Annotated in this window: 34 protein-coding genes and 2 pseudogenes; 34 read left to right on the forward strand and 2 right to left on the reverse strand. The window is 32.3% G+C overall.

The features are described from left to right. The first annotated feature begins 8 nt into the window (after nucleotides 1-8). From MFS40622_RS07085 to MFS40622_RS07165, 17 genes and pseudogenes are all read left to right on the forward strand, one after another. Nucleotides 9-359, forward strand: coding sequence for a cupin domain-containing protein (locus MFS40622_RS07085; RefSeq protein WP_012980999.1), 351 nt, complete (start codon nucleotides 9-11; stop codon nucleotides 357-359). Nucleotides 360-370: 11 nt separating this feature from the next. Further along, the gene (locus tag MFS40622_RS07090; RefSeq protein WP_012981000.1) at nucleotides 371-739 is read left to right on the forward strand and encodes a hypothetical protein; all 369 of its coding nucleotides are present in this window, start codon (nucleotides 371-373) and stop codon (nucleotides 737-739) included. A 24-nt stretch (nucleotides 740-763) separates the two neighbouring features. Continuing rightward, nucleotides 764-1786 carry a tellurite-resistance/dicarboxylate transporter gene (gene tdt, locus MFS40622_RS07095; RefSeq protein WP_012981001.1) on the forward strand — a complete coding sequence of 341 codons (1023 nt, stop codon included), beginning with the start codon at nucleotides 764-766 and terminating at the stop codon, nucleotides 1784-1786. A gap of 13 nt (nucleotides 1787-1799) precedes the next feature. Further along, nucleotides 1800-2555: a TatD family hydrolase gene (locus MFS40622_RS07100; RefSeq protein ID WP_012981002.1), complete on the forward strand. Its 756-nt coding sequence runs from the start codon at nucleotides 1800-1802 to the stop codon at nucleotides 2553-2555. A 121-nt stretch (nucleotides 2556-2676) separates the two neighbouring features. Then, the gene (locus MFS40622_RS07105; RefSeq protein ID WP_012981003.1) at nucleotides 2677-3498 is read left to right on the forward strand and encodes a DsrE family protein; all 822 of its coding nucleotides are present in this window, start codon (nucleotides 2677-2679) and stop codon (nucleotides 3496-3498) included. 13 nt (nucleotides 3499-3511) lie between these two features. Continuing rightward, nucleotides 3512-3844 carry a DUF5400 domain-containing protein gene (locus MFS40622_RS07110; protein ID WP_012981004.1) on the forward strand — a complete coding sequence of 111 codons (333 nt, stop codon included), beginning with the start codon at nucleotides 3512-3514 and terminating at the stop codon, nucleotides 3842-3844. A gap of 20 nt (nucleotides 3845-3864) precedes the next feature. Then, nucleotides 3865-4308, forward strand: a complete 444-nt coding sequence (locus MFS40622_RS07115; RefSeq protein WP_012981005.1) for a hypothetical protein — start codon at nucleotides 3865-3867, stop codon at nucleotides 4306-4308. 176 nt (nucleotides 4309-4484) lie between these two features. Continuing rightward, entirely contained in the window at nucleotides 4485-5219 is a 735-nt protein-coding gene (locus MFS40622_RS07120) for a DUF166 domain-containing protein (protein ID WP_012981006.1), read from the forward strand. Nucleotides 5220-5341: 122 nt separating this feature from the next. Then, complete coding sequence (locus MFS40622_RS07125; protein WP_012981007.1) at nucleotides 5342-5749, forward strand: hypothetical protein; 408 nt, start codon at nucleotides 5342-5344, stop codon at nucleotides 5747-5749. A 204-nt stretch (nucleotides 5750-5953) separates the two neighbouring features. Continuing rightward, on the forward strand, nucleotides 5954-6988 hold the full coding sequence (locus tag MFS40622_RS07130; RefSeq protein ID WP_012981008.1) for a cell wall-binding repeat-containing protein: 1035 nt from the start codon (nucleotides 5954-5956) through the stop codon (nucleotides 6986-6988). 82 nt (nucleotides 6989-7070) lie between these two features. After that, a complete protein-coding gene (locus MFS40622_RS07135) occupies nucleotides 7071-7796 on the forward strand; it encodes a DUF2202 domain-containing protein (protein ID WP_012981009.1) in 726 nt (241 codons plus the stop codon). Beyond that, nucleotides 7793-8392: a hypothetical protein gene (locus MFS40622_RS07140; protein ID WP_012981010.1), complete on the forward strand. Its 600-nt coding sequence runs from the start codon at nucleotides 7793-7795 to the stop codon at nucleotides 8390-8392. Before MFS40622_RS07135 ends, MFS40622_RS07140 begins: the two co-directional genes overlap by 4 nt. Continuing rightward, nucleotides 8393-9084: pseudogene (locus tag MFS40622_RS07145) on the forward strand (4Fe-4S binding protein). It begins immediately after the preceding gene. A 290-nt stretch (nucleotides 9085-9374) separates the two neighbouring features. After that, the gene (locus tag MFS40622_RS07150) at nucleotides 9375-10616 is read left to right on the forward strand and encodes an FprA family A-type flavoprotein (protein ID WP_012981011.1); all 1242 of its coding nucleotides are present in this window, start codon (nucleotides 9375-9377) and stop codon (nucleotides 10614-10616) included. Nucleotides 10617-10968: 352 nt separating this feature from the next. Next, nucleotides 10969-11409, forward strand: coding sequence for a bacteriohemerythrin (locus MFS40622_RS07155; RefSeq protein WP_012981012.1), 441 nt, complete (start codon nucleotides 10969-10971; stop codon nucleotides 11407-11409). A 108-nt stretch (nucleotides 11410-11517) separates the two neighbouring features. Next, nucleotides 11518-11943 carry a ferritin family protein gene (locus MFS40622_RS07160; protein ID WP_012981013.1) on the forward strand — a complete coding sequence of 142 codons (426 nt, stop codon included), beginning with the start codon at nucleotides 11518-11520 and terminating at the stop codon, nucleotides 11941-11943. Between the two features lie 66 nt (nucleotides 11944-12009). Continuing rightward, nucleotides 12010-12549: a V4R domain-containing protein gene (locus MFS40622_RS07165; RefSeq protein ID WP_012981014.1), complete on the forward strand. Its 540-nt coding sequence runs from the start codon at nucleotides 12010-12012 to the stop codon at nucleotides 12547-12549. Here MFS40622_RS07165 and MFS40622_RS07170 read toward each other — a convergent pair. Then, nucleotides 12522-12896: a CBS domain-containing protein gene (locus MFS40622_RS07170; protein ID WP_012981015.1), complete on the reverse strand. Its 375-nt coding sequence runs from the start codon at nucleotides 12894-12896 to the stop codon at nucleotides 12522-12524. The genes MFS40622_RS07165 and MFS40622_RS07170 overlap by 28 nt on opposite strands. A gap of 256 nt (nucleotides 12897-13152) precedes the next feature. Here MFS40622_RS07170 and MFS40622_RS07175 point away from each other — a divergent pair, with 256 nt between their 5' ends. From MFS40622_RS07175 to MFS40622_RS07250, 16 genes and pseudogenes are all read left to right on the forward strand, one after another. Continuing rightward, complete coding sequence (locus MFS40622_RS07175) at nucleotides 13153-13467, forward strand: carboxymuconolactone decarboxylase family protein (RefSeq protein ID WP_012981016.1); 315 nt, start codon at nucleotides 13153-13155, stop codon at nucleotides 13465-13467. A gap of 34 nt (nucleotides 13468-13501) precedes the next feature. Next, the gene (locus tag MFS40622_RS07180) at nucleotides 13502-13852 is read left to right on the forward strand and encodes a desulfoferrodoxin family protein (RefSeq protein WP_012981017.1); all 351 of its coding nucleotides are present in this window, start codon (nucleotides 13502-13504) and stop codon (nucleotides 13850-13852) included. A 147-nt stretch (nucleotides 13853-13999) separates the two neighbouring features. Beyond that, a complete protein-coding gene (locus MFS40622_RS07185; protein ID WP_012981018.1) occupies nucleotides 14000-14158 on the forward strand; it encodes a rubredoxin in 159 nt (52 codons plus the stop codon). Between the two features lie 30 nt (nucleotides 14159-14188). Beyond that, on the forward strand, nucleotides 14189-14482 hold the full coding sequence (locus MFS40622_RS07190; RefSeq protein WP_012981019.1) for an MTH865 family protein: 294 nt from the start codon (nucleotides 14189-14191) through the stop codon (nucleotides 14480-14482). Beyond that, nucleotides 14482-14667: a rubredoxin-like domain-containing protein gene (locus tag MFS40622_RS07195; protein ID WP_012981020.1), complete on the forward strand. Its 186-nt coding sequence runs from the start codon at nucleotides 14482-14484 to the stop codon at nucleotides 14665-14667. Before MFS40622_RS07190 ends, MFS40622_RS07195 begins: the two co-directional genes overlap by 1 nt. A gap of 73 nt (nucleotides 14668-14740) precedes the next feature. Beyond that, nucleotides 14741-15409, forward strand: a complete 669-nt coding sequence (locus MFS40622_RS07200) for a peroxiredoxin (protein ID WP_012981021.1) — start codon at nucleotides 14741-14743, stop codon at nucleotides 15407-15409. Between the two features lie 45 nt (nucleotides 15410-15454). Continuing rightward, nucleotides 15455-16042: a rubrerythrin gene (rbr, locus tag MFS40622_RS07205; protein WP_048197508.1), complete on the forward strand. Its 588-nt coding sequence runs from the start codon at nucleotides 15455-15457 to the stop codon at nucleotides 16040-16042. Between the two features lie 14 nt (nucleotides 16043-16056). After that, nucleotides 16057-16407 (forward strand): DsrE family protein, encoded by a 351-nt coding sequence (locus tag MFS40622_RS07210; RefSeq protein ID WP_012981023.1) that lies wholly within the window; start codon nucleotides 16057-16059, stop codon nucleotides 16405-16407. 42 nt (nucleotides 16408-16449) lie between these two features. Next, on the forward strand, nucleotides 16450-17622 hold the full coding sequence (locus MFS40622_RS07215) for an FprA family A-type flavoprotein (RefSeq protein ID WP_012981024.1): 1173 nt from the start codon (nucleotides 16450-16452) through the stop codon (nucleotides 17620-17622). 65 nt (nucleotides 17623-17687) lie between these two features. Beyond that, a pseudogene (locus MFS40622_RS07220) lies at nucleotides 17688-18286 on the forward strand (flavodoxin family protein). Between the two features lie 28 nt (nucleotides 18287-18314). Further along, complete coding sequence (gene afpA / locus MFS40622_RS07225; RefSeq protein WP_012981025.1) at nucleotides 18315-18878, forward strand: archaeoflavoprotein AfpA; 564 nt, start codon at nucleotides 18315-18317, stop codon at nucleotides 18876-18878. Between the two features lie 173 nt (nucleotides 18879-19051). Further along, nucleotides 19052-20926 (forward strand): anaerobic carbon-monoxide dehydrogenase catalytic subunit, encoded by a 1875-nt coding sequence (gene cooS / locus MFS40622_RS07230; protein WP_012981026.1) that lies wholly within the window; start codon nucleotides 19052-19054, stop codon nucleotides 20924-20926. 46 nt (nucleotides 20927-20972) lie between these two features. Beyond that, nucleotides 20973-21869, forward strand: a complete 897-nt coding sequence (locus MFS40622_RS07235; protein WP_012981027.1) for a nickel-dependent hydrogenase large subunit — start codon at nucleotides 20973-20975, stop codon at nucleotides 21867-21869. A gap of 12 nt (nucleotides 21870-21881) precedes the next feature. Next, nucleotides 21882-22508 (forward strand): 4Fe-4S binding protein, encoded by a 627-nt coding sequence (locus MFS40622_RS07240; protein WP_012981028.1) that lies wholly within the window; start codon nucleotides 21882-21884, stop codon nucleotides 22506-22508. Nucleotides 22509-22670: 162 nt separating this feature from the next. Further along, nucleotides 22671-23456: a Coenzyme F420 hydrogenase/dehydrogenase, beta subunit C-terminal domain gene (locus MFS40622_RS07245; RefSeq protein WP_012981029.1), complete on the forward strand. Its 786-nt coding sequence runs from the start codon at nucleotides 22671-22673 to the stop codon at nucleotides 23454-23456. Nucleotides 23457-23477: 21 nt separating this feature from the next. Next, entirely contained in the window at nucleotides 23478-24098 is a 621-nt protein-coding gene (locus MFS40622_RS07250) for an N-glycosylase/DNA lyase (RefSeq protein ID WP_012981030.1), read from the forward strand. Here the strand turns inward: MFS40622_RS07250 and ptr2 are convergent, their stop codons facing one another. Then, on the reverse strand, nucleotides 24099-24521 hold the full coding sequence (ptr2, locus tag MFS40622_RS07255) for an HTH-type transcriptional regulator Ptr2 (protein ID WP_012981031.1): 423 nt from the start codon (nucleotides 24519-24521) through the stop codon (nucleotides 24099-24101). A 102-nt stretch (nucleotides 24522-24623) separates the two neighbouring features. On the opposite strand from ptr2, the gene MFS40622_RS07260 reads away from it, so the two are divergent. Next, nucleotides 24624-24842 carry an ATP-binding protein gene (locus tag MFS40622_RS07260; protein WP_012981032.1) on the forward strand — a complete coding sequence of 73 codons (219 nt, stop codon included), beginning with the start codon at nucleotides 24624-24626 and terminating at the stop codon, nucleotides 24840-24842. Nucleotides 24843-24853: the final 11 nt, after the last annotated feature.

Consider the following 24853-nt stretch of genomic DNA (forward strand, 5'->3'; position numbering starts at 1 on the left):
GATATACTATGATAGAAAAAGTTTATGAGTTTAAGAAAGATGCTACAACAAAGGTTGTTGAAAAAATTGTCAATACCGAGCATGTTCAAATCAACCATATAGTTTTGCCAAAAGGAGAGCAGATGCCTAAGCATTATTCAAACTCCTACGTGCATCTGATAATTATCAGAGGAGAGATGACTCTAACTTTGGAAGATCAAGAGCCGCACAACTACAAAGAAGGAACTATGGTATATGTCCCATTTAACGTAAAGATGCTAATCCAAAACTTAAACTCTGATGTATTAGAGTTCTTTGTAGTAAAAGCTCCTCATCCAAAGAAATTAAATGCACCAGAAGAGCCAATAAAGTGTGAATAAGGTGTGTGAATATGGAACAAATAAAAGAAAACTTAGCCAAAATATTAGAAAATAAGATAAAAATTGCAATGATTTCAAAATTTAAGGCAATTGAAGAGTATGATAACAAAATTTTTAAGGATTTGTCTGAAGTTGAGATGAAAAATTTGGAGATTTTGTATGAAAAATACCTTGTCTATTTCAATGAAAAGCCAAACATAAAAGCAGAGGTTGATACAAACTTAGATATTGTAGAAATTCTAAAAGAAACTGTTGAATTGGAAAGATTTTTAGCTAAAAAGTTGGGGGCTAATTTTGGAGTTAGACAGGCAGTTATCCATGCTTTATCTGACGATGAGAGTTTTTTGTATTTTTTAACTAAAAAGCCCCTAAATTTTTAACATTATTTTTTGATGGGTGGAAATATGCAAAACTATATAAAAAATTTTGAATCGTCATGGTTTGCGGCAGTAATGGGGACTGGTGTTTTGGCAGTAACGAGTTTGTTTTATTCTGAATACTTACCAATACTAAAAAATATCTCAAATTTGCTATTTTATTTTAATATACTACTGTTTTTTGTATTTTTAATGTTGTGGATTTTGAGATGGGTAAAGTATCCAAAAAATATGATTGCAGAGTTGAAGCATCCAGTTTTAAGTTCGTTTAGCCCTACTGTAGCAGTGGCAATGCTTGTGTTGGGCATTGATTTTATATTAATAAAAAATAACATGTTTTTTGCAAAGATATTCTGGTCTCTTGGAGCTGTTGGAATGTTTTTGTTCAGTTTGATAGTTCCGTTTTATATGTTTAAGTCAGAAACCATAAAATTAGATCATGTTAATCCGGGTTGGTATATTCCACCGGTTGGTTTGATTGTTATTCCAATAGCTGGGAGTTTGATAATGCCTCATTTGACTGGAATTTGGCATGAATTAACAGTTATAATCAACTACTTCGGTTGGGGGGCCGGATTCTTCTTATACTTGGCATTATTGGCAGTGGTGATTTATAGGTTTATATTACATCATCCTTTACCTTCAGCAATGGCTCCGACTGTATGGATTAACTTAGGACCGATAGGGGCTGGGATTGTTGCTTTGATAAATATGGTTAATAACTCCCCATTCATAACAATAAAAGAGCCGTTTTATATATTTTCTTTTATATTCTGGGGCTTTGGGTTGTGGTGGAGTCTAATGGCTATAATCATGACTCTTTACTATGTTAAAAAGCTAAAATTGCCCTATGCAATGTCATGGTGGGCATTCATCTTCCCACTGGGAGTTTATATTGCCTCAACACACTTAGTTCATAAAATCTTTGGTTTTGAGATAGTTGATTACATTGGCTTTGGATTGTATTGGCTATTGTTCTTCTTCTGGATAGTAACATTAATAAAAACTACCAATAAAGTATATACTGGAGAGTTATTCAAAGAAAAATAATTTTGGTGATAGGATGATAGATGCACACACTCACTTAGATGTTAGGAGCTTTGAGGATTTGGAAAAAATGGCATTGAGTGGAATTGAGACAATTATAACGTGTGCTCACGACCCATATAAGATGAGTGTTCCAGAGGTTTATTTAGACCACTGGGATAGGTTGATTAACTTAGAAGTTAAAAGAGGAAAAATGGCTGGTGTTGAGGTTAAGGTTGCATTAGGCGTTCATCCTATGGGGTATCCTAAGAACTGGGAGGTTTTGATAAAAAAACTTCCAGAATTTTTTGATAATGAGAATGTTGTAGCTATTGGAGAGACAGGACTGCATTATCTAACAGAGGATGAGAAAAACCTTTTAAGAGAGCAGTTATATTTAGCAAAAGATTATAACATGCCAATAATTATCCACACACCAGAGAAAAACAAAAAAGAGGCATTAATTGAGATTTTAAAGATTTTAGATGAGGTTAAGATAAAAGATGATTTGGTTATGATTGACCACATAAATAAGGAGACAGTAGATTTAATTGATAGGGATGTTTATGTTGGCTTAACTGTTCAGCCACCATTAAAAATAAGCCATGAAGAAGCGGCAGAGATAATAAAAAACTATGATAAAAAATTCATTTTAAGCAGTGATTTAGGAAGTTTGAAGGCAGATGTCTACGCACTACCAAGAACTAGGCTTTATATGAAAAAGATTGATGTTGATGAAGATAAAATAATTGCCTCAACCTATAAGAATGCAAAGGAGTTTTATAGACTTTAAAATCAAAATCGAAAGGTTTATATATGATGGGTGTTAATAATTGTTCATAGATATAACACAACCATGAATATATTTATTTTTTATACAATGGTTGTGTATAATAGTGGCATAGGTGGTAAGAATGATAAGGAAGTTTAAGGTTAAAGGATTGAGAAGCCCTTCTTTGCTAATAGATATGATTTTAAATGACACAAAAGAAGGGATTTTAATTGTTGAAACTGATGGAGAAGAACAGATAAAAGACATTGAGAATTTATTGAAAAAATACAACCTAAAGTATGAAGTTGATGGGAATTTAGTTAAAATCTATGTTGGAGAGATTAAGGCAGATAAAACTATCAACGTTGTTGGAGCTACATGCCCAGGACCTATAATGATGGTTTCTGGTATGCTATCAAAGATGAAAAATGGGGAGATACTAGAGATTATCTGTGGAAAAAATGCCTTAACTGATTTAACTGAAGGATTGAAGGGAATGGGCAATGAGATAATAAAAGTTGAGGATAAGGGAGATGGAACTTACAGAATATTGGTTAAGAAGGGGGAGAAGAAAGAAGAAAAAGCAGAAGCAATAACAAAAATAGATGAACTCTTCATCATCAACACAACTGGAACAGGAAATGCTGAAAAGGCCTATGCAACATTCATGATGGCAGATGTTGCCTTAAAGATGAACTTAAAGCCAACAATATTCTTAATGATGGATGGGGCAAGTTTAGCTTTAAAAGGAGAGTGTGATAGGGTTAAGCATCCAGCATTTCCAAAATTAGGAGATTTAGTTAGGGATATTTTGAAGAAAGGAGTAAAAATCTATGTTTGTGAGTTGAGTGCAGAGTTTAGGGGGATTAATGAAAAAAACTTAGAAGAAGGTTTTGAGATTGCTGGAGCACCAACATTTCTAAACTATCTATCAAAGCCAAACGTTAGACCAGTTTGGTTATAAAAAGGGTGGGACTATGAATGAAATAATAACTCTAATCTCTTTATCTGTAATTTTTGGAGCAATGCTTTCAGGATTTGCTACATTTAGGTTAACAGGAATGAGATTGATGCCACATTTTGCATCTTTAATGATAGCTTTTATATTGACTTTGGCATCACTATTTATAAGCAATAATATAATAGGGAATTTAGCAATAGCATTTCAAATAATAACTCCTCTAACAGTCTGCCCAACTATATGCAATATATTAAAAACTCAATTCCAAAATACTGGGATATATTCTGCCCACTTAGCTTTGATGGGAATGCTGTTTATATTGGCTTTAGGAAACTTAGCTCTATTCTAAAGTTAAAATAGGTGGCATATATGAATAAAAAATATATTGATAGCTTATTTGTTTCTGCCCTTTATTATGGTATAAATAAAGCAATATCTGATGTTATGGGCGATGGAGGAAAAGTTTTGGGTAGAAGGGCTTCTTATGAAATGATTAAATTTTTAAAAGAGTTGGGAATTTTGAAAGAAAAGATGAGTAATGAAGAAATTAAAAATTTATTTGTGGATACTTTTGGATTGTCCGAAGATTTAAATATTATAGAGGATGATAAAAAAGTGATATTTGAAGTTGTAAGGCCTACATTAGATGTTTTCCTTAAAAAATTAATGGAAGAAAATCTAAAACCATACGTTTGTCCTTTTATGTATTTACTTTCAGATATTTATGGTGAGAGTAACAACTGTAGATTAATGCTGTATGATGTAATTCCAGAAAGTGAAGAAAAAATAAAACTAATATTTAAAAAAGTTTAAAATGTTCTATTCACTATAAAAAAGATATGGAAGTCTTTTTATAGTATTTTTCAAAATACATTGGAATAACTAAGGTATTAATGGACGCCTTCCTTTGGGAAGACGTTCAAATATTCCTTATAACTTTTAATAAGTTTTGAAAAACACTTATAGTTCTAATTATTACGGTGAATTATATGAAGGCAGTATTTATTTATCACAAAAATAATCAAAGAATGGAGAAATTTTATAAAAACCTTTTGAATGAGCCAGATTTCTGTAGAATTTGTGATGACTGCTATAACTGCAGAGGAAACTGGAGTTTTAAGGATAGTGTGAAAAATATCGTAATTGATGAAGTTTATGAAGAATTTGTTGATAATCCCTACGACTATCTTCCAGAACTTCCAGAGGCAGATGTTTGTGTTGCCCAACTCCATGAGGATTTGTTGTATGAACTTCCTCTATTGTTAAAAGAAAAAGGGTATAAAGCTTTAATTGTTCCTTCTGAAACTCCTCATGATTTATCCTTAGCATTGAGGAGGGATTTAAAGAGAGTCTGCAGTGAGTATAATATTGAGTTCGAAAACCCGAAACCGTTCTGTTCATTAGAGAGGAGAGAGGGCAATGAATATATAAATAAATTTATCGATTACTTTAAGATAGGAAAACCAGAGTTAGAGATAGAAGTTGAAAATGGCATTATTAAAGATGTTAAGGTTAAAATCTCTGCTCCTTGTGGAGAGACATATTATATAGCTAAGAGGTTGAAAGGAAAGGCTATAGATGATTTAAAGGAAGAGATAGCAAATGCCCACCACAACTATCCATGTTTAGCAAGTATGGAGATAGATAAAGAGTTGGGAGATACTATTTTACATAAGGCTGGGTATATTGCAATTAAGGCAGTTGAAAATGCTCTTAAAAGATAATTTAAATTTTTATGGTTGTGCAATAATTTTCACAACTTAGTAATATTTATATATTTGTTTTTTTATTCTATTATATGTAGCTAAAAGGATTCATATAACCCAAATACAATGCAGGTGGAAGAATGAAAAAACTCTTAATGGCAGTATTAGGAATTGCTTTAATTAGCATGGTTTATGCCTTTCCACCATGGATGGCATACCAAACTCAAACTACTGAAAATACAGACATAAATCCAACTGAAATATTAAAAAAGGCAGAGATTGTACAGTATACAACACCGTTTGGCTATAATATATCTCACTTAGAGATAGATGGACAAATAGTTGGAGTTTTATGGGGAGACGTTAATTTAGATAAAGTAACTGTTGGAAAACCTTTCTACACTCCATTTGGAGAGAGATATCCCCTCTACTACAACGGGGAGTTGGTTGGATTTGTGTTTGCCAATCATCCAGGTTATTACTATGCCCACGGTCATGGAATGAGAGGGGGATGCTGTCCTTGTGGATGTTGTTATTGGCAACAATAAGGGTGTGAGATATGCCAATGTGTCACTATAATTACGCTTTCTTTCCATTTTTCTTTTATAGATTTTTCTGGATAGTTATTTGGATATTAATATTGGCAATTGGAATTTACGTATTATTGTCTATTATTCCAAAGAGGAGTAGTAAATAAAGAATTAAGTTTAAATAACACCAAATATTAAAAATTTTGTTATTGAGGTGATAATATGTGGAAGAAACTGCTATTGCTATTGCTAATGGCAATTCCAATGGTTTCTGCAAACTTTGCAACAGATGTAGTTTTAGTTAGTGACAACTGTGCAGACCAGTGCTGTGCTTTAGAGGTTGCAAATGCTTTAAATGCAACAGTGATAACAACTGAATGGGGTATCTACAACGAAAGTGTAGTTAATGAGATTTTGGCTTTGAACCCTACTAAGGTCATAATCATCGGAGGACCTTTGGCAGTAGTTGAGAATTACACAACTGCATTAGAAAATGCAGGGATAACTGTTGAGAGAATTGGTGGGAAAACAAGATACGAGACAAATGCTAATGTAACATTAAGATTCCAAAACCAGTTTAGGTATGCTTATGGAAATAATACAACTGCATGCGTTTGCTATGGATTTGATGATATTGCCTTAAATGAAACAATGGAGTTAATAAAGAATGGAACCTGTTTGGTCTTATTAACAAATGGAGTAAATTTAACTGTCGAACCACAAAAATTGCAGTTAAAAATAAATAAAGTTGAGATTGTTGAAAATCCAATCTGTCCATTCTGCAACTATTCAAAGCTGATGTTGAAATTGCAGAAGAATGGATTAAAAATTGAAATTAAACAAATCCCAAAAGTTAAAGTTAAGTTAATGCTACAACATAGAATAAAAATGATGGAAAGAAGAATATTCATGTTAAAGAGAATGGGTGTTAATGTTACTGACTTAGAAGAGAAGTTGAAAGAAGTTGAAGAGTTAATAAAACAAAACAGATACCAAGATGCTTACAGAATAATGGTTCAACTTCAAGGAGAACAGATGGCAATGGTTAAATTACATTTACACCCAGGAGGACATGGAATGGCTAAAGGTAGAATTAATGCAATGATAGCTAATGCTTCTCATGTATATCATCAAAACGCTAACACTTCAAAAATAGGTATTGGAGGAGTAAACGCCCCACATATCTATCATCAGAATATAAATAACACACAAATAGATGTTGGAAAGGCAAATATTTCATATGTTCATAATAAATAAATTTTCATAATATTAATTTATTTTTTTAAATGGCAATGGTTGTTAATATAATTGTCCCAACTGTGAGGATAAGGTGAGGTAAATGAGTGATATTCTGAAATTGTTGGTAGTATCATTAATCGCTTCTATGATTTTTTTAGCAGGATGCGTAACTCAAAATACAGAAAATGCCCAAATGCAAAATAATCAAAATCAAATATTAGAAAATGAAAAAGTAGTAGAAAATAATGGAGATATAAATGTTAGTTTAATCTATAAAAATATAAATGCTTTACCAAAACAACCAATAAGTGAAGAAGAAAAAGAAGGACTCATTGAGATGAGAGAGGAGGAAAAATTGGCAAGAGATGTTTATCTAACTTTATATAATAAATGGAAACTGCAAATATTTAAGAACATTGCTGAAAGTGAGCAAACACATACAGATTCAGTTAAATACCTCTTAGAAAAATATGGTATCCCAGACCCAGTTAAAAGTGATGAGATTGGAAAATTCTCAAATCCGAAGTTTGAGGAGTTATATAAAAAATTAGTTGAAAAAGGTAATAAATCAGTTGTTGATGCATTGATAGTTGGAGCAACTATTGAAGATTTGGATATTGCTGATTTAGAACATTGGATAAACAAAACTGACAATGAAGATATAAAATTTGTTTATGAAAACTTGATGAAAGGTTCAAGAAACCATTTAAGGGCTTTTATTAGAATGCTAAACAATTATGGGACTAATTACAGCCCTCAATATATAAGCAGGGAGGAATATGAGCAGATAATTAATAGTCAAATGGAGAGGGGGATTAAAAAATGAAATACCTAAAATATTTCCTATTTGTTCTTACTTTTTTAATAATAGTAAATACAATTTATGCATGGAATGATTGTCCTTTTGGAAGGGTTAATTGCACATATCCGGGAGAGTGTGGAAGGTATATAGACACCAATCATAATGGGATTTGCGACCATAGTGAGCCAGCTCCAACTACTACAGAAAGTTTGAGTATAGAGAAAACAAATACAGACAATGAAAACATACAATTAACAGAGGAGTTAATTGATGAGTATGTAAATATTTCTGGTAAAGAGTTAAAATCATACACAATAAAAGAAATCTGCAATAAATATGGAATAAATCCAAATTGTTTAAAGGAAAAGCTGAAAATTGACGTTCCAGATGATACAACTTTTGAAGAGATAAAAGAGGTTTATGGCATTCCACCAAGTGTTGTTAAAGAGGCAATTGTTGAGTGCATGATTGAAGAAGGAAAGATTAAGCTGAATACAACTCAAAACCAAACATCCGATAATACAGTCAATAACAACAAAGATACCTCAATAATTGACAAAATAATATCCTTTCTATTCTCAACAATAAATTTGAGAGACTTGTTATTTGGGTGGTTATAAATGGATAAGATTCAGATATTGAGGAAGATTTCTCAAACATTCTTTTTTATCTATTTTGTTTTTCTGACAAGTTTTTGTTTGTGTTTCTTTGGATTGATTGAGAAATTTATCTTAAAGGGACTATTGGGCAGTTGATAGTTAAGTTAATTGTTATTGTAGCTTTAACTTTAATATTTGGTAGAGTATTTTGTGGTTGGATGTGTCCATTTGGATTTTTATTTGATTTGGTTTATAAATTGAGAGTAAAACTCTTTAAGTTAAAAAAACTACCAAGAGTTGATGAAAAAATCCACAACAAATTAATCTATTTTAAGTATGTTATATTGGTTTTGGTAGTTTTAGCATATTTATCTGGAATTAAAATAGTTGATTCCTATATACTGGCATGTCTATTATTAGCTCTGTTTTTAATTTTAGGATTTATTTATCCAAGATTCTTCTGTAAATATGTCTGCCCAGTAGGGGCTGTGTTAAGTATATTTGCAAGATTCTCAATCTTTAAGTTGAGAGTTGATAAAGATAGGTGTGTTAAGTGTAGATTATGTGAGTTTAGATGCCCTATGCAGATAAAAATTGTTGATACAGAGAAGATAAATCAGATGGAGTGCGTAAGATGCTTTGAGTGCATGAGTGCATGTAGGAAAAATGCATTATCATTTTCAACTATTTTCAATAGGAAAGGGAAAAATTAGTTTATTTAGTTTTATAGTGTTTTTCAAAATTTATTAAAATTAATAAGGAATATTTAAATCTCTAATTTTAAGAAGCAGTTCATCAGTGCCTTAGTTATACTAAAGTATTTTGAAAAACACTATATTTTAATGTTTGTGTTTTACAATAATCTCTATATATTCCGTCTCTAATTTAGGAACTTTTTTTTGAAATAATTAACGAAATTCGGACAGTTAGTTTATTATATCCTCTAAGACAAAAGTAAATAAGTATGCAAGGTTAAGAATAAATTTTAGTAGGGTGGAAAGATATGAAAGCAGATGCTGTTAAAATAGCTGATGGTGTATATTGGGTGGGGGTTTTAGACTGGGATATAAGAATGTATCACGGCTACACATTGAAAGGAACAACATACAACGCCTACTTAGTCTTTGGAGACGAAAAAGTTGCTTTAATAGATAACACATATCCAGGAACCTCTGCTCAAATGTGGGGGAGGATAAAAGATGCTTTTGAAAAAGAGGGGAGGGAATTTAAGATTGATGTAATCGTTCAAAACCACGTTGAAAAAGACCACAGTGGAGCTCTACCAGAAATCCACAAAAAGTTCCCAGAAGCTCCTATATACTGTACTGAAGTGGCAGTTGAAGGGCTTAAAAAGCACTATCCATCATTAAAAGATGCCCCATTCAAAGTAGTTCATACAGGAGATACAGTCGATTTAGGAGGAAAGACATTAACGTTCTTAGAAGCTCCTCTATTACATTGGCCAGATAGCATGTTCACATTCTACAACGAAGGAGGGATTTTATTCTCAAACGATGCATTTGGACAACATCTTTGTTATCCAGCACATAAGAGATTCGATACAGATATTCCAGAGCACGTGTTGATGGATGCAAACCAAAAATTCTATGCTAATTTAATAACCCCATTATCAAAGTTGGTTTTGAAGAAATTTGAGGAAGTTATTCAGTTAGGATTGTTGGATAAGATAAAGATGATTGCTCCATCACACGGGCAGATATGGACGGACCCAATGAAGGTTATTAAGGCATATCAAGACTTTGCTACAGGTAAGGCAGCTAAGGATAAGGCAGTTATCGTCTACGACACAATGCACTACTCAACCCAAAAGATGGCTCATGCATTTGCAGAGGGATTGATGAGTGAAGGAATTGATGTTGTAATGTACTATTTGCATTACGATGAGAGAAGTGAGATTGTTAAGGATATCTTAGATGCTAAGGCAGTTCTCTTTGGGATTCCAACAATCTATGATGAGCCATATCCATCAATTGGAGATATAATTTATTACCTAAAAGGATTGAAGTTTAATAGAACAGGATTTAAGAGATTAGCTATTGCTTTTGGTTCAATGGGTGGAGAAGGAGGAGCTGTTGCTAAAATTGCTGAAGAGTTAGCAAAATGTGGGTTTGAGGTTATAAATCAATATGAACTCTACTATGTCCCAACAGAGGATGAGCTAACGAACTGCTATAACATGGGTAAGGAGTTGGCTAAGAGAATTAAGGAGTTGAAGATTGAATAAACTCTTCCTTTATTTTTATTTTGTTTTTATTTTTGAACAGAGTATTTGTATATTTATATTAACAACATCAAAATAATTAATGAGTATATGAGAAAATCATAAGATATAGGGGATAAAATATCGATATTGACAAAATTTTTAGTTATTAATTAAAAATATGTCGAATTTCGAACCATTATTGTTATATAATCATGATTTATTATAACTATAGTGGTATTTCAAAAAACGAACTACATAGAAATAGGTATGGTTTTTATCTTTAATTGATTTTATATTGTGATATCCATATTATTGAATATTTAATTTAAATATTCTTAAACTATTATAAAGAAAATTTAATTTGGTGACAATTATGAAAGAAATAATCAAATGGAGCAAAGATTTTGAGACTGGAATTAAAGCATTTGATGATGAGCATAAATTTTTAGTTAAAACTTTAAATGAAATCTATAATTTGTTAAATGAGGGAAAAAGAGAAGAAGCAAAGGAATTATTAAAAAGAAGAGTTGTTAATTATGCTGCAAAGCATTTTAAGCATGAAGAGGAAATTATGGAAAAGTATGGCTACCCTGATTTGGAAAGGCATAGAAAAACCCATGAAGTTTTTGTTAAAACAGTTATAGAAAAATTACTACCAAAGATTGAAGAAGGTTCAGAGAATGATTTTAGAAGTGCTTTATCTTTTTTAGTTGGATGGCTCACAATGCACATAGCAAAGCCAGATAAGAAGTATGGAGAGTGGTTTAAAGAGAAAGGTATTGTTATCGAGGATGAGATGGTAGATATTGATTAAATTTTGAATTAATCCATCATAAATATATCGAATTTCGAACCATTAATGTTATATAATCGTAGATGTTTATTGTATTATGTAATAATTAAAAAAATAAAAGGTGAGATGATGGAATTGGATTTAATAAATGAACACAAAATAGGAGTAACAAAAGGAACAGAGTTAGAGAAAGAAGTTCAGGCAAACTTTGAGGGGGAGTGTAAGGAGGTTGGATTATACTTAGCTATGGCAAGACAGGCTCAAAGAGAAGGATTACCAGAGGTTGCTGAGGTTTTGATAAGGATAGCAATGGAAGAAGCTCAACATGCTGCACACTTTGCTGAAATGAACGGTTTAATTTCAGAAAACTTAAAGGAAAACATTGAAATGATGTTAAAAGGAGAATGTATGGCAAACAAAGAGAAAAAAGCTGCTGCAACAAAGGCAAAAGAGTTGGGAATAGACCCAGCTCACGACTTCTTTGATGAATCAAGTAGAGATGAGGCAAGACATGCAAAAATGTTAAAAGGAATTTTGGAAAGATACTTTAAATAAATCTTTTACTTTATTTTTATTCTTTTTTATTTATAATCATCAAATTAAAAATTTTAAGGTAATATTATGAAAGTTGAACTAAAAGCAAGGGGGATTGAAGAACTTTCTAAGATATTTTGTGAAGGTGATTTTATAATTACAGATGACAGTGAATTGATAAATGAAGCAGTTGAATATTTAAAGAAGGAATTTAATGAAGATAAAAAGGAAAAGAGAAAATATATTCCGTTGGAACTTTTTAAGGCAGTTGTGTTCATAATGATGAAAAAAATTAAAGAGTTAGATAGTGAAATAACCTTGTATGACATTGGTTATGAGTTTGGAAAGCATTTAAATCCAAAAAAATACACTGATTTGAAAAAATTTTTTAAAAGGAACAATTTAGGAATTTTAAAGATTGAAAGCAGAAAGCCATTAATTTTAAAGGTTGAAAACTGCGCTTTTTGTGAGGATTTAAATTTTGATGAACCAATATGCTATTTTGATGCTGGATTAATTGCAGGAGCTTTTGAGTGTATATTAGAAAAGCCAGTTGTTGTAGATGAAATAAAATGCATGGCAAAGGGAGATGATGCATGTTATTTTAAAGTTGAAGTTGTTAAATAATTTAATAAATCAAAAACACTTAGAGTTCCCACAACTTTATAGTCTTCATTAACAACAGGGTATGCAATATCCTCCTTTTTAATCATCTCTTCTATAATTTCTTCTGTTAGTTCATCATCCTCTTTTAACACTTTTATTTCATCAATAAACAACATCAAATCTTCAATTTTTGAATGCTTGCAACCTATAAGCAAATCAAGAGCTGTTATCCATCCAACTAATTTTCCATCTTCTACAACTGGAGCGTAGTTTTTCTTTTCTTTATAGAGAATTTGAACGACTTCTCCACCAATGTCATTTGGGGAGATTTTTATAAAATTTCTATTCATAACTTCTTTAACTTTCATTGTTATCCCTCAATTTTATGTTATTTGAAAAATTAATATTTGGAATTAATTAGTCTTATAATTATAAAAAATTTTTAGTAAGATATATATACTCAATAATGAAGAAATTAATTTTAGGGAGTTTATGGTGCTTTTCAAAACCCCTTGCAGAATAATATGTAAAACCATAGTACTTTTGCCCTATTGATGTACCCTCAATACAAAAAGTGAGGTTGTCAAGGCAAACTTTGAAAGCACAAATTTTGAGGTGATGAAAATGAAAAATGAGAAGTTTTTCGGGGAGGGGATGAAAGTAGTTAAAGAGAAGTATCCAGATTTGTATGAGGCGATTGTTAAATTAAATGAGGCAGCTTTCACTGGGAAAGTTTTAGATTACAAAACTCAAAAATTAATAGCTATAGGGATAGTAGCTTCAAAGTGTGATGAAATAGCAACAGAAAAGCAGATGATTAGTGGAATGAAAGAACTCGGCATCACAAAAGAAGAGATTGCAGATGTTTTGAGGGTAGTTTTATTAACAAGTGGAATGCCAGCATTCACAAAGGCAATGAAAATATTAGAAAAACTCTAAATGCTAAAAATCTTTATTTTTAAGGGGGAGGGGTATGAACTATTTCTGTGGAATAAACAGAATGAAAGAAGGGAATGATTTTGAGAAAAAGCATACTCCGTTTATAGAATGTCCAGAAGCTGTTAAAGCTGATGAATACTTTGAGGTTAAAATCTCAACAGGAATTCCTCATCCTATGGAAGATGGGCATTTTATCCAATGGATTGAGTTGTTTATGGGAGATATTTATTTAGCAAGGGTAGATTTTACCCAATTCATGAAACCAGAGGTTAAGCTAATAGTTAAAGCTCCTTCAAAGGGACATGATAGCTTTATTTTAAAAGCTTTGATGAGATGTAACTTGCATGGTATATGGGAGTATGAAAAAGAGGTTAAGATAGAATAATTTTATAAATAGATTGAAACTTTGGTTACTAAATCCCAAAGGATTTGTTCAATTTTTGACGAATTTAGTAGGATTAATGATAAATACTTTCAACTCTATAGAGAATTATCGTACAAAAATCTAAAAAATTGAAGTGGTGAAGACGAAATGGCAAAATATCAATGTATGTGTGGTTGGGTTTATGACGAAAATGTGGGGGAGCCATCTCAAAATATCCCGCCAGGGACAAAATTTGAAGAACTTCCTGATACATTTAGATGTCCACAGTGTGGTTTAGGAAAGAATGCATTTAGAAAGATAGAATAAAACTAAGAAATTCAATTTTGGTGATAATATATGATAACAACAAACCATCCACTATATGAGGCATTGAAAGACATTCAGGATTTCAAATTGAAACTATTTGAGTATTTCAAAGATAAGGATGTTTTCCCAATAAAAAGTAAAGTTGAGTTGGCAGAAGCTCTACCTTGCGGTTTATCTCTACCATGTGGAAATATAGAGGCAGGAGAATTGGTTAGATTATTAACTGACGATGATTTCCCAATAAAAGATCCAGAAGATTTAGCAATGAAATTGGCAAATAAATGCCAATTGAAAAGAAAGACTAAAAATTTTTTGGTGAAATAATGACATGGTGGAAATGCTCAAACTGTGGCTATACCTTTGAGGCAGAGAAACCTCCAGAAAAATGTCCAAACTGTGGGGAAAAATGTACTTTCTATGATGTAACTTGCTATACACCAGAATGTGGATGTGAAGGTTACGACCCAAAATTAGTTGGAAGAAGACCAAACGAGGAGAGTAGATTTTAATTTCATTAATTTTTCATCTCATTTTATCACCCTGCTATCTTATCTTACAAAAATAAATGGGGGAGGGATAGTTATGTGTGAAGGAAAATTCCCAGTTATTGGAGAGAAGTTCCCAGAAGTAGAGGTTAAAACAACTCATGGAACTATCAAACTGCCAAACTATTATGTTGAAAAGGGAAAATGGTTTGTCTTATTTAGTCATCCTGCTGACTTCACTCCAGTTTGCACAACGGAGTTTGTAGGATTCCAAAAGAGATACGATGAGTTTAGAAAACTAAATACTGAATTAATTGGGTTAAGTATAGATCAAGTTTTCTCTCATCTAAAATGGATTGAATGGATAAAAGAAAAATTAGATGTGGAGATTGAATTCCCAGTTATAGCAGATGATAGGGGAGAATTAGCAGAAAAATTAGGAATGATAAGCCCATACAAAGGAAACAATACAGTTAGAGCTGTGTTTGTTGTAGATAATAAAGGGATAATTAGGGCTATCTTATATTATCCACAGGAAGTTGGTAGAAACTTAGATGAAATTGTAAGATTGGTTAAAGCCCTCCAGATGTCAGATGAGAAAGGAGTAGCTATGCCAGCAAATTGGCCAGAGAATGATATAATTGGAGATAAGGCAATAATTCCACCAGCATCATCAGTAGAGGAAATAAAGCAGAGAAAAGAGGCATGTGAAAGAGGAGAAATTGAATGCTTAGATTGGTGGTTCTGTTATAAAAAGTTAGAATAAATTTAAATTAACTACTTTTAAATTTTTGGTGTTATGGTGTTAATTATGAAAGAAACTTTAAAGAATTTAATAAAAGCATATATTGGGGAGAGTTTAGCAAGAAACAGATATACATGCTATGCAAAGATTGCTAAGCAAGAAGGATATGAGCAGATAGCGGAGATATTTTTATTAACTGCTGAAAATGAGAGGGAACATGCTAAATGGCTATATTATTTAATAAATGAACTAAAAAAGAAATACAACATCAATGATACCGCAATAAAAGTTGATGATGTGGAAGTTCCAATTGTTTTAGGAAGTACTGTTGAAAATTTAAAGGCATCAATTGAAGGAGAGCATTTTGAGCACACAGAGATGTATCCAAAGTTTGCTGAAATTGCAGAGAAAGAAGGGCTTAAAGAGATAGCAGATAGGCTGAGAGCTATAGCAATAGCTGAAAAACATCATGAAGAGAGATTTAAGAAATTATTAAAAGAGGTTGAAAATGGAACAGTATTTAAGAAAGATGAGCCAGTAGAATGGGTTTGTAGAAAATGCGGTTTTGTTTATTTGGGGGAGGAACCACCAGAAGAATGCCCTTCATGTAGTCATCCAAGAAAATACTTTGAAGTTAAATGTGAAAAATACTAAATTGGGGGAGGGTTATGAAAGTAGCATTCTTAATTTTCTCATATTCTAATAAAGATAAACCTAACATGCCAGTAATGTTTCATACATTGTTGTTTGCAAATGAGATGAAAGAGAAAGGGGATGAGGTAAAGATTATATTAGAGGGGGAGGCAGTTCTATGGGCAAAGGATTTGTTAAGTGAGAATCATCCATTAAAAAACCACTTTGAAAAATTAAAAGATGATTTTGTAGTGTGTGAAGCATGTACAACTATGTTTAATGTTAAAGAAGAGATTAAAGGAAAATTGAAGTTAGAGAATGATTTATTTGGACATATAAGTTTAAAGAAGTATTTGGATGAGGGCTATAGAATAATTGAACTTTAATTTTATTTAATTTTTAAATTTGTACTTTTTTGAGGTGATTTCATGGTTATTGAGATAAAGAAGGATATATTTTGGGTTGGTGTAATTGATTGGGAGATTAGAAATTTTCATGGCTATGAAACCCCCTACGGCTCAACTTACAACTCTTATTTAATAAAAGATAAAGAAAATGTCCTCATTGATACTGCAAAGGATTATATGTTTGATGAATTAATAAATGGAATTTCAAAGGTAATAAATCCAGAGGATATTGATTACATAGTTGTTAATCACGTAGAAAAAGACCACAGTGGTTGTGTTGATAAGATAGTTGAGATTAGTGGTGCAACAGTTATTACAAATGAAAAAGGAAAAGAAAACCTATCATATTATTATGATACAAAAGGTTGGGATTTTATTGTTGTAGATACAGGAGACGAGATAAGTATTGGAAATAGAACTTTAAAGTTTATAAGAACACCTATGCTTCACTGGCCAGATAATATGCTAACTTACTGCAAAGAAGATAAAATTTTATTCTCAAATGATGCCTTTGGACAACATTTTGCAAGCTCTAAAAGATTCGATTATGAAGTTGGAGAAGTAATCTTTGAACATGCAAAGGACTATTTTGCAAACATATTAATGCCATATAAAATGCTCATTCCTGACGCTGTAAATTCGGTTAAAAACTTAGATGTTGAACTTATCTGTCCAGCACATGGGTTAATCTGGAGAAAATACATAAAAGAAATAATAGAAAAATACAATGAATGGGCATCTAATAAAATGAAAAATAAAGCAGTTATTGCTTACGACACTATGTATAATTCAACAAAAAAGATTGCTCATTCAATTGCTGATGGATTGATAGATAGTGGTGTTGAGGTAAAACTCTATAGGATTTCTGAAACACCTATGAGTTTGATTATGACTGAAATTTTAGATGCAAAGTATGTTTTAATTGGCTCACCAACTGTAAATAGAAACGTATATCCAGAAGTTGGAAAATTTTTGTCGTATATGGAATGCATAAGACCAATAGATAAAATTGGAGCTGCCTTTGGTTCTTATGGTTGGATGGAATGTGCTACTGAAAAAATTAAAAAGGTATTTGAAAGTTTAGGATTTAAGATAGTTGATGATAAATGTTTAAAAGTAAGATTTTCTCCAAAGGAAGAAGATTTAAAGAAATGCTATGAATTTGGTAAAAGATTATCAGATGTAAGTCTTTAATCTTAGTATAAACTTAAACTTAATGTTATTTTTATTAACTTATTTTTCTTTTATTAGGTGAAACTATGAAAGTCTTTGGAATAAGTGGGAGTCCAAGATTGCAGGGGACTCATTTTGCAGTTAATTATGCTTTAAATTACTTAAAAGAGAAGGGGGCAGAGGTAAGATATTTTTCAGTCAGCAGAAAAACTATCAATTTTTGCATCCATTGTGATTACTGCGTAAAGAAAAAAGAGGGTTGCATACATAAGGATGACATGGAAGAGGTTTATGAAAATCTTATCTGGGCTGATGGAGTTATAATTGGCACACCAGTTTATCAAGGGAATGTAACAGGGCAGTTAAAGACATTGATGGATAGATGTAGGGCAATATTGGCAAAAAATCCAAAAGTTTTGAGGGGAAAGGTTGGAATGGCTATTGCTGTTGGTGGAGATAGAAACGGAGGGCAAGAGATTGCTTTAAGGACAATACATGACTTTTTTATAATAAATGAGATGATTCCAGTGGGAGGGGCTCTTTTGGAGCAAACTTAGGGGCTACATTTTGGTCAAAAGATAGAGGGAAGAAAGGAGTTGAAGAGGATGAGGAAGGGTTGAGGGTTTTGAGGAAGACACTTAATAGGTTTTATGAGGTTTTAAAAGAAAAGAAAGGGTTGCAATAAATAAATATTAAGAATAAAGAGGGATAATATGCTAAAAATTGCGTGGGGAATAACTGGATGTGGGGATAAACTGCCAGAAGTTGTTGAAATAATGAAGAAACTAAAGAACAAATACAATTTGGATGTAGATATATATTTATCAAAGAACGCAAAGATTGTTGTGAAGTGGTATAAACTCTGGCAAGTTTTGGAGGATGAATTTTATGATTTGAGAGTTGAAGTTAATGCAAACGCCCCGTTCTTAGTTGGGAAGTTGCAAACTGGAAAGTATGATTTATTTTTAGTAGCTCCAGCAACAGCAAACACAACTGCAAAGATAGCTTATGGTATAGCAGATACTTTAATAACCAATTCAGTGGCACAAGCAATGAAAGCAAGAGTTCCAGTCTATATCTTCCCACCAGATAATAAGAAAGGGAAAGTAGAGACAATTTTGCCAGGAAATAAAAAATTAACCCTATACATGAGAGATGTTGATGTGGAGAATGTTGAAAAAATTAGAAGAATGGAAGGAATTGAAGTTTTAGATAAACCAGAAGATATAGAAAAGGTTATTCTAAAGCATATAGAAATGAAAAAACAAAAAGAATAGTTCATTTTTATTTTTATCTTACCTAAAATCTATTAATTTAAATGTTTTGTTTTAATGTGAATATCGTTTTTAATGCAAATTTTATGGACGATTTTCAAACCGTTAATGTTATTTATTCGTTAATATACTAATGATTATCGTAAAATAAGTTAAAAATATACTTGGTGATAGGTATGAAAAACTGCATCGCTGCTATTCCAGAAATTAAGGAGATGGTTGAAAAGGCAAAGTTGAAGGGTATTGAAACTCCTCATACAAGATTCCCAAATCAATTTCCAAAGTGTCCTTATGGATTAAAGGGAGTTTATTGCATACTATGTGCTAACGGACCTTGTAGAATAACAGAAAAAACTCCTTACGGTGTTTGTGGAGCAACAGCAGATGTTATTGTAGCAAGAAATCTATGCAGAGCAGTTGCTGCTGGAACATCTTGCTATGTCCATTGTGCTGAAAACGCCGCAAGAGCTTTATTATCTGCCGGAAAAGGAGAAGGAAGCTATGAGATAAGAAATGAGAAAAAATTAAGATTCTTAGCAAAAAAACTTGGCTTTGATGCAAATAAAGATGCTAAGCAGTTAGCTGTTGAAGTTGCTGAGTTCATATTAGATGATATGTATAAACCAAGATGGGAAAAGAGTGAATTAGTTCCAAAACTCTGTCCAGAAAAGAGATTGGAAGTATTTGAAAAGTTAGACATCCTTCCGGGAGGAGCTAAGGGAGAGATTGTTGATGCATTAACAAAGACCTCAACAAACTTAAACAGCAATCCAATGGATTTATTGGTTCATTGCCTTAGATTAGGGTTACATGCAGGATTTACAGGGCTTTTAATGACTTGCTGGTTAAATGATATTTTATTTGGCTCACCAAAGATTACAGTGGTTGAAAATGGATTCAGTTCAGTTAAGCCAAACAACGTAAATATTATGATAACAGGACACCAGCACGCTTTAATCCAGCCATTATGTGAAGCAGCAATGGAAGAAGATTTAATAAAGATGGCAAAGGAAGCTGGAGCTGATGAGATTAAAATCATTGGAGCAACTTGTAACGGACAAGATATGGAGACAAGAATTGCTCACTTACCAGAAAGCTTTGTTGGTTACATAGCAAACAACTTCACAACAGAGCCATTGGTTGCAACTGGATTAATTGATGCTGTAGTTTCAGAATTCAACTGTACATTCCATGGATTGAAGTTTGTTGCTGAAAAGACAAAGACAAAACTAATCTGTATTGATGACATGGCTTATGTTGAGGGGGCTGAATACATTCCATGGGAGCCAGAAAATGCAAAAGAAAAGGCAAGAGAGATAATTAAGAAAGCAATTGAGGCATTTAAAGAGAGAAAAGGAATGCAGAAAGATTACTACGATGAGAAGGTTAAATCAGTTGTTGGAGTTGGAGAGGAGTCATTAATTGAGTTCTTAGGAGGAAGTGTCAAGCCATTAATTGACTTAATTGCAAGTGGTAAAATTAAGGGTGTTGTTGGAGTTGTAGGATGTTCAAACTTGGCAAGTGGAGGACACGACAATATAATTGTTACATTAACAAAAGAGCTCATTAAGAGGGATATCTTAGTCTTAGCAGGGGGTTGTGTAAATAGCCCATTGAAACACGCAGGTCTCTTTGACCCAGCAAGTGCTGAATTAGCTGGAGAGAACTTAAAAGAGGTCTGCAAGAGCTTAGGAATCCCACCTGTCTTAAACTTTGGAGCATGTTTGAGTATTGCAAGAATTGAGCAGGTTGCAGTTGCAATTGCTGAAGAGTTGGGAGTTGATATCCCTGACTTACCAGTTGCAGCTTCAGCACCACAGTGGTTAGAAGAGCAGGCATTGGCAGATGCAACCTATGCAGTTGATATGGGCTTTACTGTTCATGTCTCACCAATCCCATTCGTTACTGGCAGTGAGTTAGTAACAAAGGTTTTAACTGAAGCAGTTGAGGGCTTAACAGGAGGTAAATTAATCCCAGAACCAAACCCATACAAAGCGGCTGATTTATTAGAGCAGACAATTATGGAGAAGAGGAAAAAGCTTGGGATTTAATTTAAATTCTTTTTAAATTTTTAAAACATTTTAAAAAGGTGGAATTATGAAAATTAGGGGATTTGAGAGCTCAATGATGGGGAGAGACATTGATTTTATTCCCCCAGCTATGACAAGGTTATGCTGTTTAAATGAAATCTCTCATGCATTGGCAGGAGTTATGGCTGTTGAGAAAGCTTATAACATAACAGTTCCAAATGAAGGACAGTATTTGAGGGAGATTGCAAGATTGGGGGAGATTGTTGAAGCAGATGCAATAAAGTTGAGAGAATTTATAGATACAGATGAATTGGCAGATGTTGGGAACAAAATAAAATCAATATTGGGAAAGAAAGCTAAATATTTGACAGTTGGTGGAGTTTTAGAGAATATAAGTGATAAAAGAAGAGAAAAATTGATAGATTTAGCAAAAGAAGGATTAAACTTAGTTGATAAGGAATTTGTTAAGTTAGTTGATGAAAGAAAGGCAAAGATTCCATTACCAGATGTTGAGTTGATTGACGCTTACAACTTTGATATTAATAAAGTTGAAACAAATGGCTTACCAAAAACAGCACTTTATGATGGGAAGGCAGTTTATAGTGGAGCTTTGGCAAGAATGTATAAAGAGGGACTAATAAATTCAAAAAACTTATGGGATGTGTTATCTGCAAGAATGATTGAGATAGAATTCTGCTTAAATAAGATTATACAGCTCTTAAACAAATTAAAATTAACACAGCCATACATGGAGCCAATTATAAAGGATGGAAAGGCAATTGGGGAAGTTGTTATAGAAGGAGGCGAAGGAATTGTTTATCACAAAGTTGAGTTACTTGGAAGGGAGATTTTGGACTATACAATATTAACAAGTGAGAACTTCAACAAAGCTGTGTTGGATAATGTAAATGAAGAAGAAGCAGAAAGAATCATTCAGCTATGTGAAAGATGCTACTATTTATAAAGAGGTGGTTTTATGACTGGATGCGGTTCTTGTGATATGATTATCAAAAATATTGAAAAGAAATATTACAACAAATTAAAAGAAAAGGGTATTGTATTGGTTGGAGGGGCTGTAAATTTAGATGATGAGGAGGAAGTTAATAAAATAAAAGAAATTAGAAAGAATGCAAAAATATTAATAGCCGTTGGTAGCTGTGCTGTGAGTGGTGGCTTTCAGAGGATGCTTATCGGCTTAGAAAACGGCTTTCCACAGAGATTTGTTAGAGTTGGAGATGTTGTTAAGGTAGATTATGCAATCATCGGATGCCAACCAGATGAAGAAGAGGTTGAGAGAGTAGTTAAGGCAGTTATTGAGAATGATAGCCAAACACTAAAACCTTATGAAATTATTGCTGGAAAACCAATTATTGATGCCTATATGAAGGTTAATGAGGTTCTATTAACTTCAAATAAAGAACTCTGCTTAGGGTGTGATGATAAGCCAATAAATGATGAGTTCTGTACTGGTTGTGGAACATGTGTTGCTAAATGTCCAGCAAATGCTCTAACTATAGATGAGAAACCTAAAGTTAATATAAGCAAGTGTATTAAGTGCGGAACTTGCTTCTTCAACTGTATAAGAGTAAAAGAAGCATTATAAAGTGGGGCTGAACGTAGTGAAGCCCCGCTCTGGGTATACCAATAGGGCGATAGCCCTATGGTGTCGGAACTTGCTTCTTCAACTGTATAAGAGTAAAAGAAGTTGTATAATTAATAAACATTTTCATTTTTATGGCTTTATAAAGTTTCGAGGTGAGGCATAATGAAATATCTCTCAGTAAAATCAAAATTAAATATTGATGCCCAAGATGGTGGGTTTACAACAACACTATTAAGTTACTGCTTAGAAAATGGCATATTAGATGCAGTAGTAGTTGTAGGAGATAAAAATTGGAAGCCAGTAGCTTATTTAGCAACAACACCAACAGAGTTATTGAAATCAACAAAGAGCAAATACTCAATCTCACCAAACAACAAGTTGTTAGAGTATGCAACTGAAAACTACGATAAAGTTGGATTGGTTGGTTTGCCTTGCCATATATTGGGAGGATTGCAATTTAATTTAACTTTAAAGGTTGGTTTATTCTGCACCAAAAACTTCTATTATGAGACAATAAAGAACATTATAAAGGAGAGACTTGGACTCAACATGGATGAAGTATCTAAGATGAACATTACAAAAGGAAAATTTGTTGTTGAAACATTAAAGAAAAAAGGTTTTGCAGGAACTGAAAAAGTTGTTTATGAAATTCCAATAAAAGAGATTGAAAAACTCTGCAACTTAGGCTGTAGAGTTTGCACTGACTTCTCAGCTAAGTATGCAGATGTATCAGTTGGAAGTGTTGGAAGTGAAGATGGATGGAACACTGTAATAATAAGAAACAAGATGGTTGAGGATATAATAAATGAGATGGTTGAGAAGGGATTAATTGAAGTCAAAGAGACAGTTGATATTAAAGCAGTTGAGAAATTGGAAAATATTAAAAAGAAAAATGAAGAAATCAATAAATGCTCTGCATACTTTGCTGTATGTCCAGCTTTGTTTTAAATTTTATTTTTTGGTGATATAATGCTAATTAAAAAGATTGAGGAGCTAAAGAACTCTGAAATTAAAGACATTATTGATAAAAGAATTAGTGAATTTAAATCTTTTAAAAATAAATCTAACGAAGAATGGTTTAAAGAACTCTGCTTTTGCATCTTAACAGCTAATTTTACAGCTGAAGGAGGAATAAAGATTCAAAAAGAAATCGGAGATGGGTTTTTAACACTTCCAAAAGAGGAATTAGAAGAAAAATTAAAAATTTTAGGACATAGGTTTTATAGAAAAAGGGCTGAATTTATAGTTTTAGCACGAAAATTTAAAAATATCAAAGATATAGTTGAAAGTTTTGAGAATGAAAAAGTAGCAAGAGAGTTTTTAGTAAGAAACATAAAAGGGATTGGATACAAGGAGGCAAGCCACTTTTTAAGGAATGTTGGTTATGATGATGTTGCTATAATTGACAGGCATATATTGAGAGAACTTTATGAAAACAACTACATCGATGAGATTCCAAAAACATTGAGTAGGAAAAAATACTTAGAGATAGAGAATATATTGAGAGATATTGGAAAAGAGGTTAATTTAAAACTCTCTGAACTGGATTTATATATCTGGTATTTAAGAACTGGGAAGGTTTTAAAATAATTATTTCAACTGTTCTAAGATAATTGCTGGACAAATCTTTTTTATTCCTTCAATCTTTCCAATTTTGTTAAATATTAAATCAGAAAACTCTTTTCCATCCTTAGCCCAGATTTCTGTCATAATCATGTGGTCCCCTGTTGAGGTAAATACCTTCTTAACCTCCTCAAACTTGCAGAGTTCTTTAGCAACACTTAAAAACTTATCTGGCTCTGTATCAAAGCCAGTTAATGCAACAACGTTATAACCAATTTTTGAAGGGTCTATTATTGCAGTATAACCCTTAATAACTCCTTCTTCCTCCAATTTTTTAACTCTCTTTCTTATAGAACTTTCACTCGTTCCTAACTCCCTTGCTATATCTGTGTATGATTTTCTTCCATCTTTCATAAGAATTTCGATAATTTTTAAGTCCTTTTCATCCATAATATCACCGAATTTCGGATGATTAATAATATTAATTATAACTTACAATTATGCATTTAGTATGTATTTAGTCAAAATATATAAAAATTTTGGAGGAATAGAATGGCTGTTGAGATTATTGTAGATAGGGAAAAATGTATTGGATGTGGAAGATGTTATGATGTATGTCCAAAAGGTCCTCTTATATGGACAAAAGATGAAAATGGGAAATACTATGCTTACGATGTAGAATACTGCCACAACTGCAAGTTCTGTGCTGGTAGATGCCCAACAAATGCAATATTGATTAAGGTAGTTAAACCAAAAAGAAAGACAAAATAAAAAATAAATAG

The organism is Methanocaldococcus sp. FS406-22 (assembly GCF_000025525.1).
Lineage (GTDB): Archaea > AGJL01 > Methanococci > Methanococcales > Methanocaldococcaceae > Methanocaldococcus.

What these genes read in the sequence shown, in the direction of transcription:
- MFS40622_RS07085 (WP_012980999.1), top strand. Translation starts at nt 9, where the DNA reads ATGATAGAAAAAGTTTATGAGTTTAAGAAAGATGCTACAACAAAGGTT.
- MFS40622_RS07090 (WP_012981000.1), top strand. Translation starts at nt 371, where the DNA reads ATGGAACAAATAAAAGAAAACTTAGCCAAAATATTAGAAAATAAGATA.
- tdt (WP_012981001.1), top strand. Translation starts at nt 764, where the DNA reads ATGCAAAACTATATAAAAAATTTTGAATCGTCATGGTTTGCGGCAGTA.
- MFS40622_RS07100 (WP_012981002.1), top strand. Translation starts at nt 1,800, where the DNA reads ATGATAGATGCACACACTCACTTAGATGTTAGGAGCTTTGAGGATTTG.
- MFS40622_RS07105 (WP_012981003.1), top strand. Translation starts at nt 2,677, where the DNA reads ATGATAAGGAAGTTTAAGGTTAAAGGATTGAGAAGCCCTTCTTTGCTA.
- MFS40622_RS07110 (WP_012981004.1), top strand. Translation starts at nt 3,512, where the DNA reads ATGAATGAAATAATAACTCTAATCTCTTTATCTGTAATTTTTGGAGCA.
- MFS40622_RS07115 (WP_012981005.1), top strand. Translation starts at nt 3,865, where the DNA reads ATGAATAAAAAATATATTGATAGCTTATTTGTTTCTGCCCTTTATTAT.
- MFS40622_RS07120 (WP_012981006.1), top strand. Translation starts at nt 4,485, where the DNA reads ATGAAGGCAGTATTTATTTATCACAAAAATAATCAAAGAATGGAGAAA.
- MFS40622_RS07125 (WP_012981007.1), top strand. Translation starts at nt 5,342, where the DNA reads ATGAAAAAACTCTTAATGGCAGTATTAGGAATTGCTTTAATTAGCATG.
- MFS40622_RS07130 (WP_012981008.1), top strand. Translation starts at nt 5,954, where the DNA reads ATGTGGAAGAAACTGCTATTGCTATTGCTAATGGCAATTCCAATGGTT.
- MFS40622_RS07135 (WP_012981009.1), top strand. Translation starts at nt 7,071, where the DNA reads ATGAGTGATATTCTGAAATTGTTGGTAGTATCATTAATCGCTTCTATG.
- MFS40622_RS07140 (WP_012981010.1), top strand. Translation starts at nt 7,793, where the DNA reads ATGAAATACCTAAAATATTTCCTATTTGTTCTTACTTTTTTAATAATA.
- MFS40622_RS07150 (WP_012981011.1), top strand. Translation starts at nt 9,375, where the DNA reads ATGAAAGCAGATGCTGTTAAAATAGCTGATGGTGTATATTGGGTGGGG.
- MFS40622_RS07155 (WP_012981012.1), top strand. Translation starts at nt 10,969, where the DNA reads ATGAAAGAAATAATCAAATGGAGCAAAGATTTTGAGACTGGAATTAAA.
- MFS40622_RS07160 (WP_012981013.1), top strand. Translation starts at nt 11,518, where the DNA reads ATGGAATTGGATTTAATAAATGAACACAAAATAGGAGTAACAAAAGGA.
- MFS40622_RS07165 (WP_012981014.1), top strand. Translation starts at nt 12,010, where the DNA reads ATGAAAGTTGAACTAAAAGCAAGGGGGATTGAAGAACTTTCTAAGATA.
- MFS40622_RS07170 (WP_012981015.1), bottom strand. Translation starts at nt 12,896, where the DNA reads ATGAAAGTTAAAGAAGTTATGAATAGAAATTTTATAAAAATCTCCCCA.
- MFS40622_RS07175 (WP_012981016.1), top strand. Translation starts at nt 13,153, where the DNA reads ATGAAAAATGAGAAGTTTTTCGGGGAGGGGATGAAAGTAGTTAAAGAG.
- MFS40622_RS07180 (WP_012981017.1), top strand. Translation starts at nt 13,502, where the DNA reads ATGAACTATTTCTGTGGAATAAACAGAATGAAAGAAGGGAATGATTTT.
- MFS40622_RS07185 (WP_012981018.1), top strand. Translation starts at nt 14,000, where the DNA reads ATGGCAAAATATCAATGTATGTGTGGTTGGGTTTATGACGAAAATGTG.
- MFS40622_RS07190 (WP_012981019.1), top strand. Translation starts at nt 14,189, where the DNA reads ATGATAACAACAAACCATCCACTATATGAGGCATTGAAAGACATTCAG.
- MFS40622_RS07195 (WP_012981020.1), top strand. Translation starts at nt 14,482, where the DNA reads ATGACATGGTGGAAATGCTCAAACTGTGGCTATACCTTTGAGGCAGAG.
- MFS40622_RS07200 (WP_012981021.1), top strand. Translation starts at nt 14,741, where the DNA reads ATGTGTGAAGGAAAATTCCCAGTTATTGGAGAGAAGTTCCCAGAAGTA.
- rbr (WP_048197508.1), top strand. Translation starts at nt 15,455, where the DNA reads ATGAAAGAAACTTTAAAGAATTTAATAAAAGCATATATTGGGGAGAGT.
- MFS40622_RS07210 (WP_012981023.1), top strand. Translation starts at nt 16,057, where the DNA reads ATGAAAGTAGCATTCTTAATTTTCTCATATTCTAATAAAGATAAACCT.
- MFS40622_RS07215 (WP_012981024.1), top strand. Translation starts at nt 16,450, where the DNA reads ATGGTTATTGAGATAAAGAAGGATATATTTTGGGTTGGTGTAATTGAT.
- afpA (WP_012981025.1), top strand. Translation starts at nt 18,315, where the DNA reads ATGCTAAAAATTGCGTGGGGAATAACTGGATGTGGGGATAAACTGCCA.
- cooS (WP_012981026.1), top strand. Translation starts at nt 19,052, where the DNA reads ATGAAAAACTGCATCGCTGCTATTCCAGAAATTAAGGAGATGGTTGAA.
- MFS40622_RS07235 (WP_012981027.1), top strand. Translation starts at nt 20,973, where the DNA reads ATGAAAATTAGGGGATTTGAGAGCTCAATGATGGGGAGAGACATTGAT.
- MFS40622_RS07240 (WP_012981028.1), top strand. Translation starts at nt 21,882, where the DNA reads ATGACTGGATGCGGTTCTTGTGATATGATTATCAAAAATATTGAAAAG.
- MFS40622_RS07245 (WP_012981029.1), top strand. Translation starts at nt 22,671, where the DNA reads ATGAAATATCTCTCAGTAAAATCAAAATTAAATATTGATGCCCAAGAT.
- MFS40622_RS07250 (WP_012981030.1), top strand. Translation starts at nt 23,478, where the DNA reads ATGCTAATTAAAAAGATTGAGGAGCTAAAGAACTCTGAAATTAAAGAC.
- ptr2 (WP_012981031.1), bottom strand. Translation starts at nt 24,521, where the DNA reads ATGGATGAAAAGGACTTAAAAATTATCGAAATTCTTATGAAAGATGGA.
- MFS40622_RS07260 (WP_012981032.1), top strand. Translation starts at nt 24,624, where the DNA reads ATGGCTGTTGAGATTATTGTAGATAGGGAAAAATGTATTGGATGTGGA.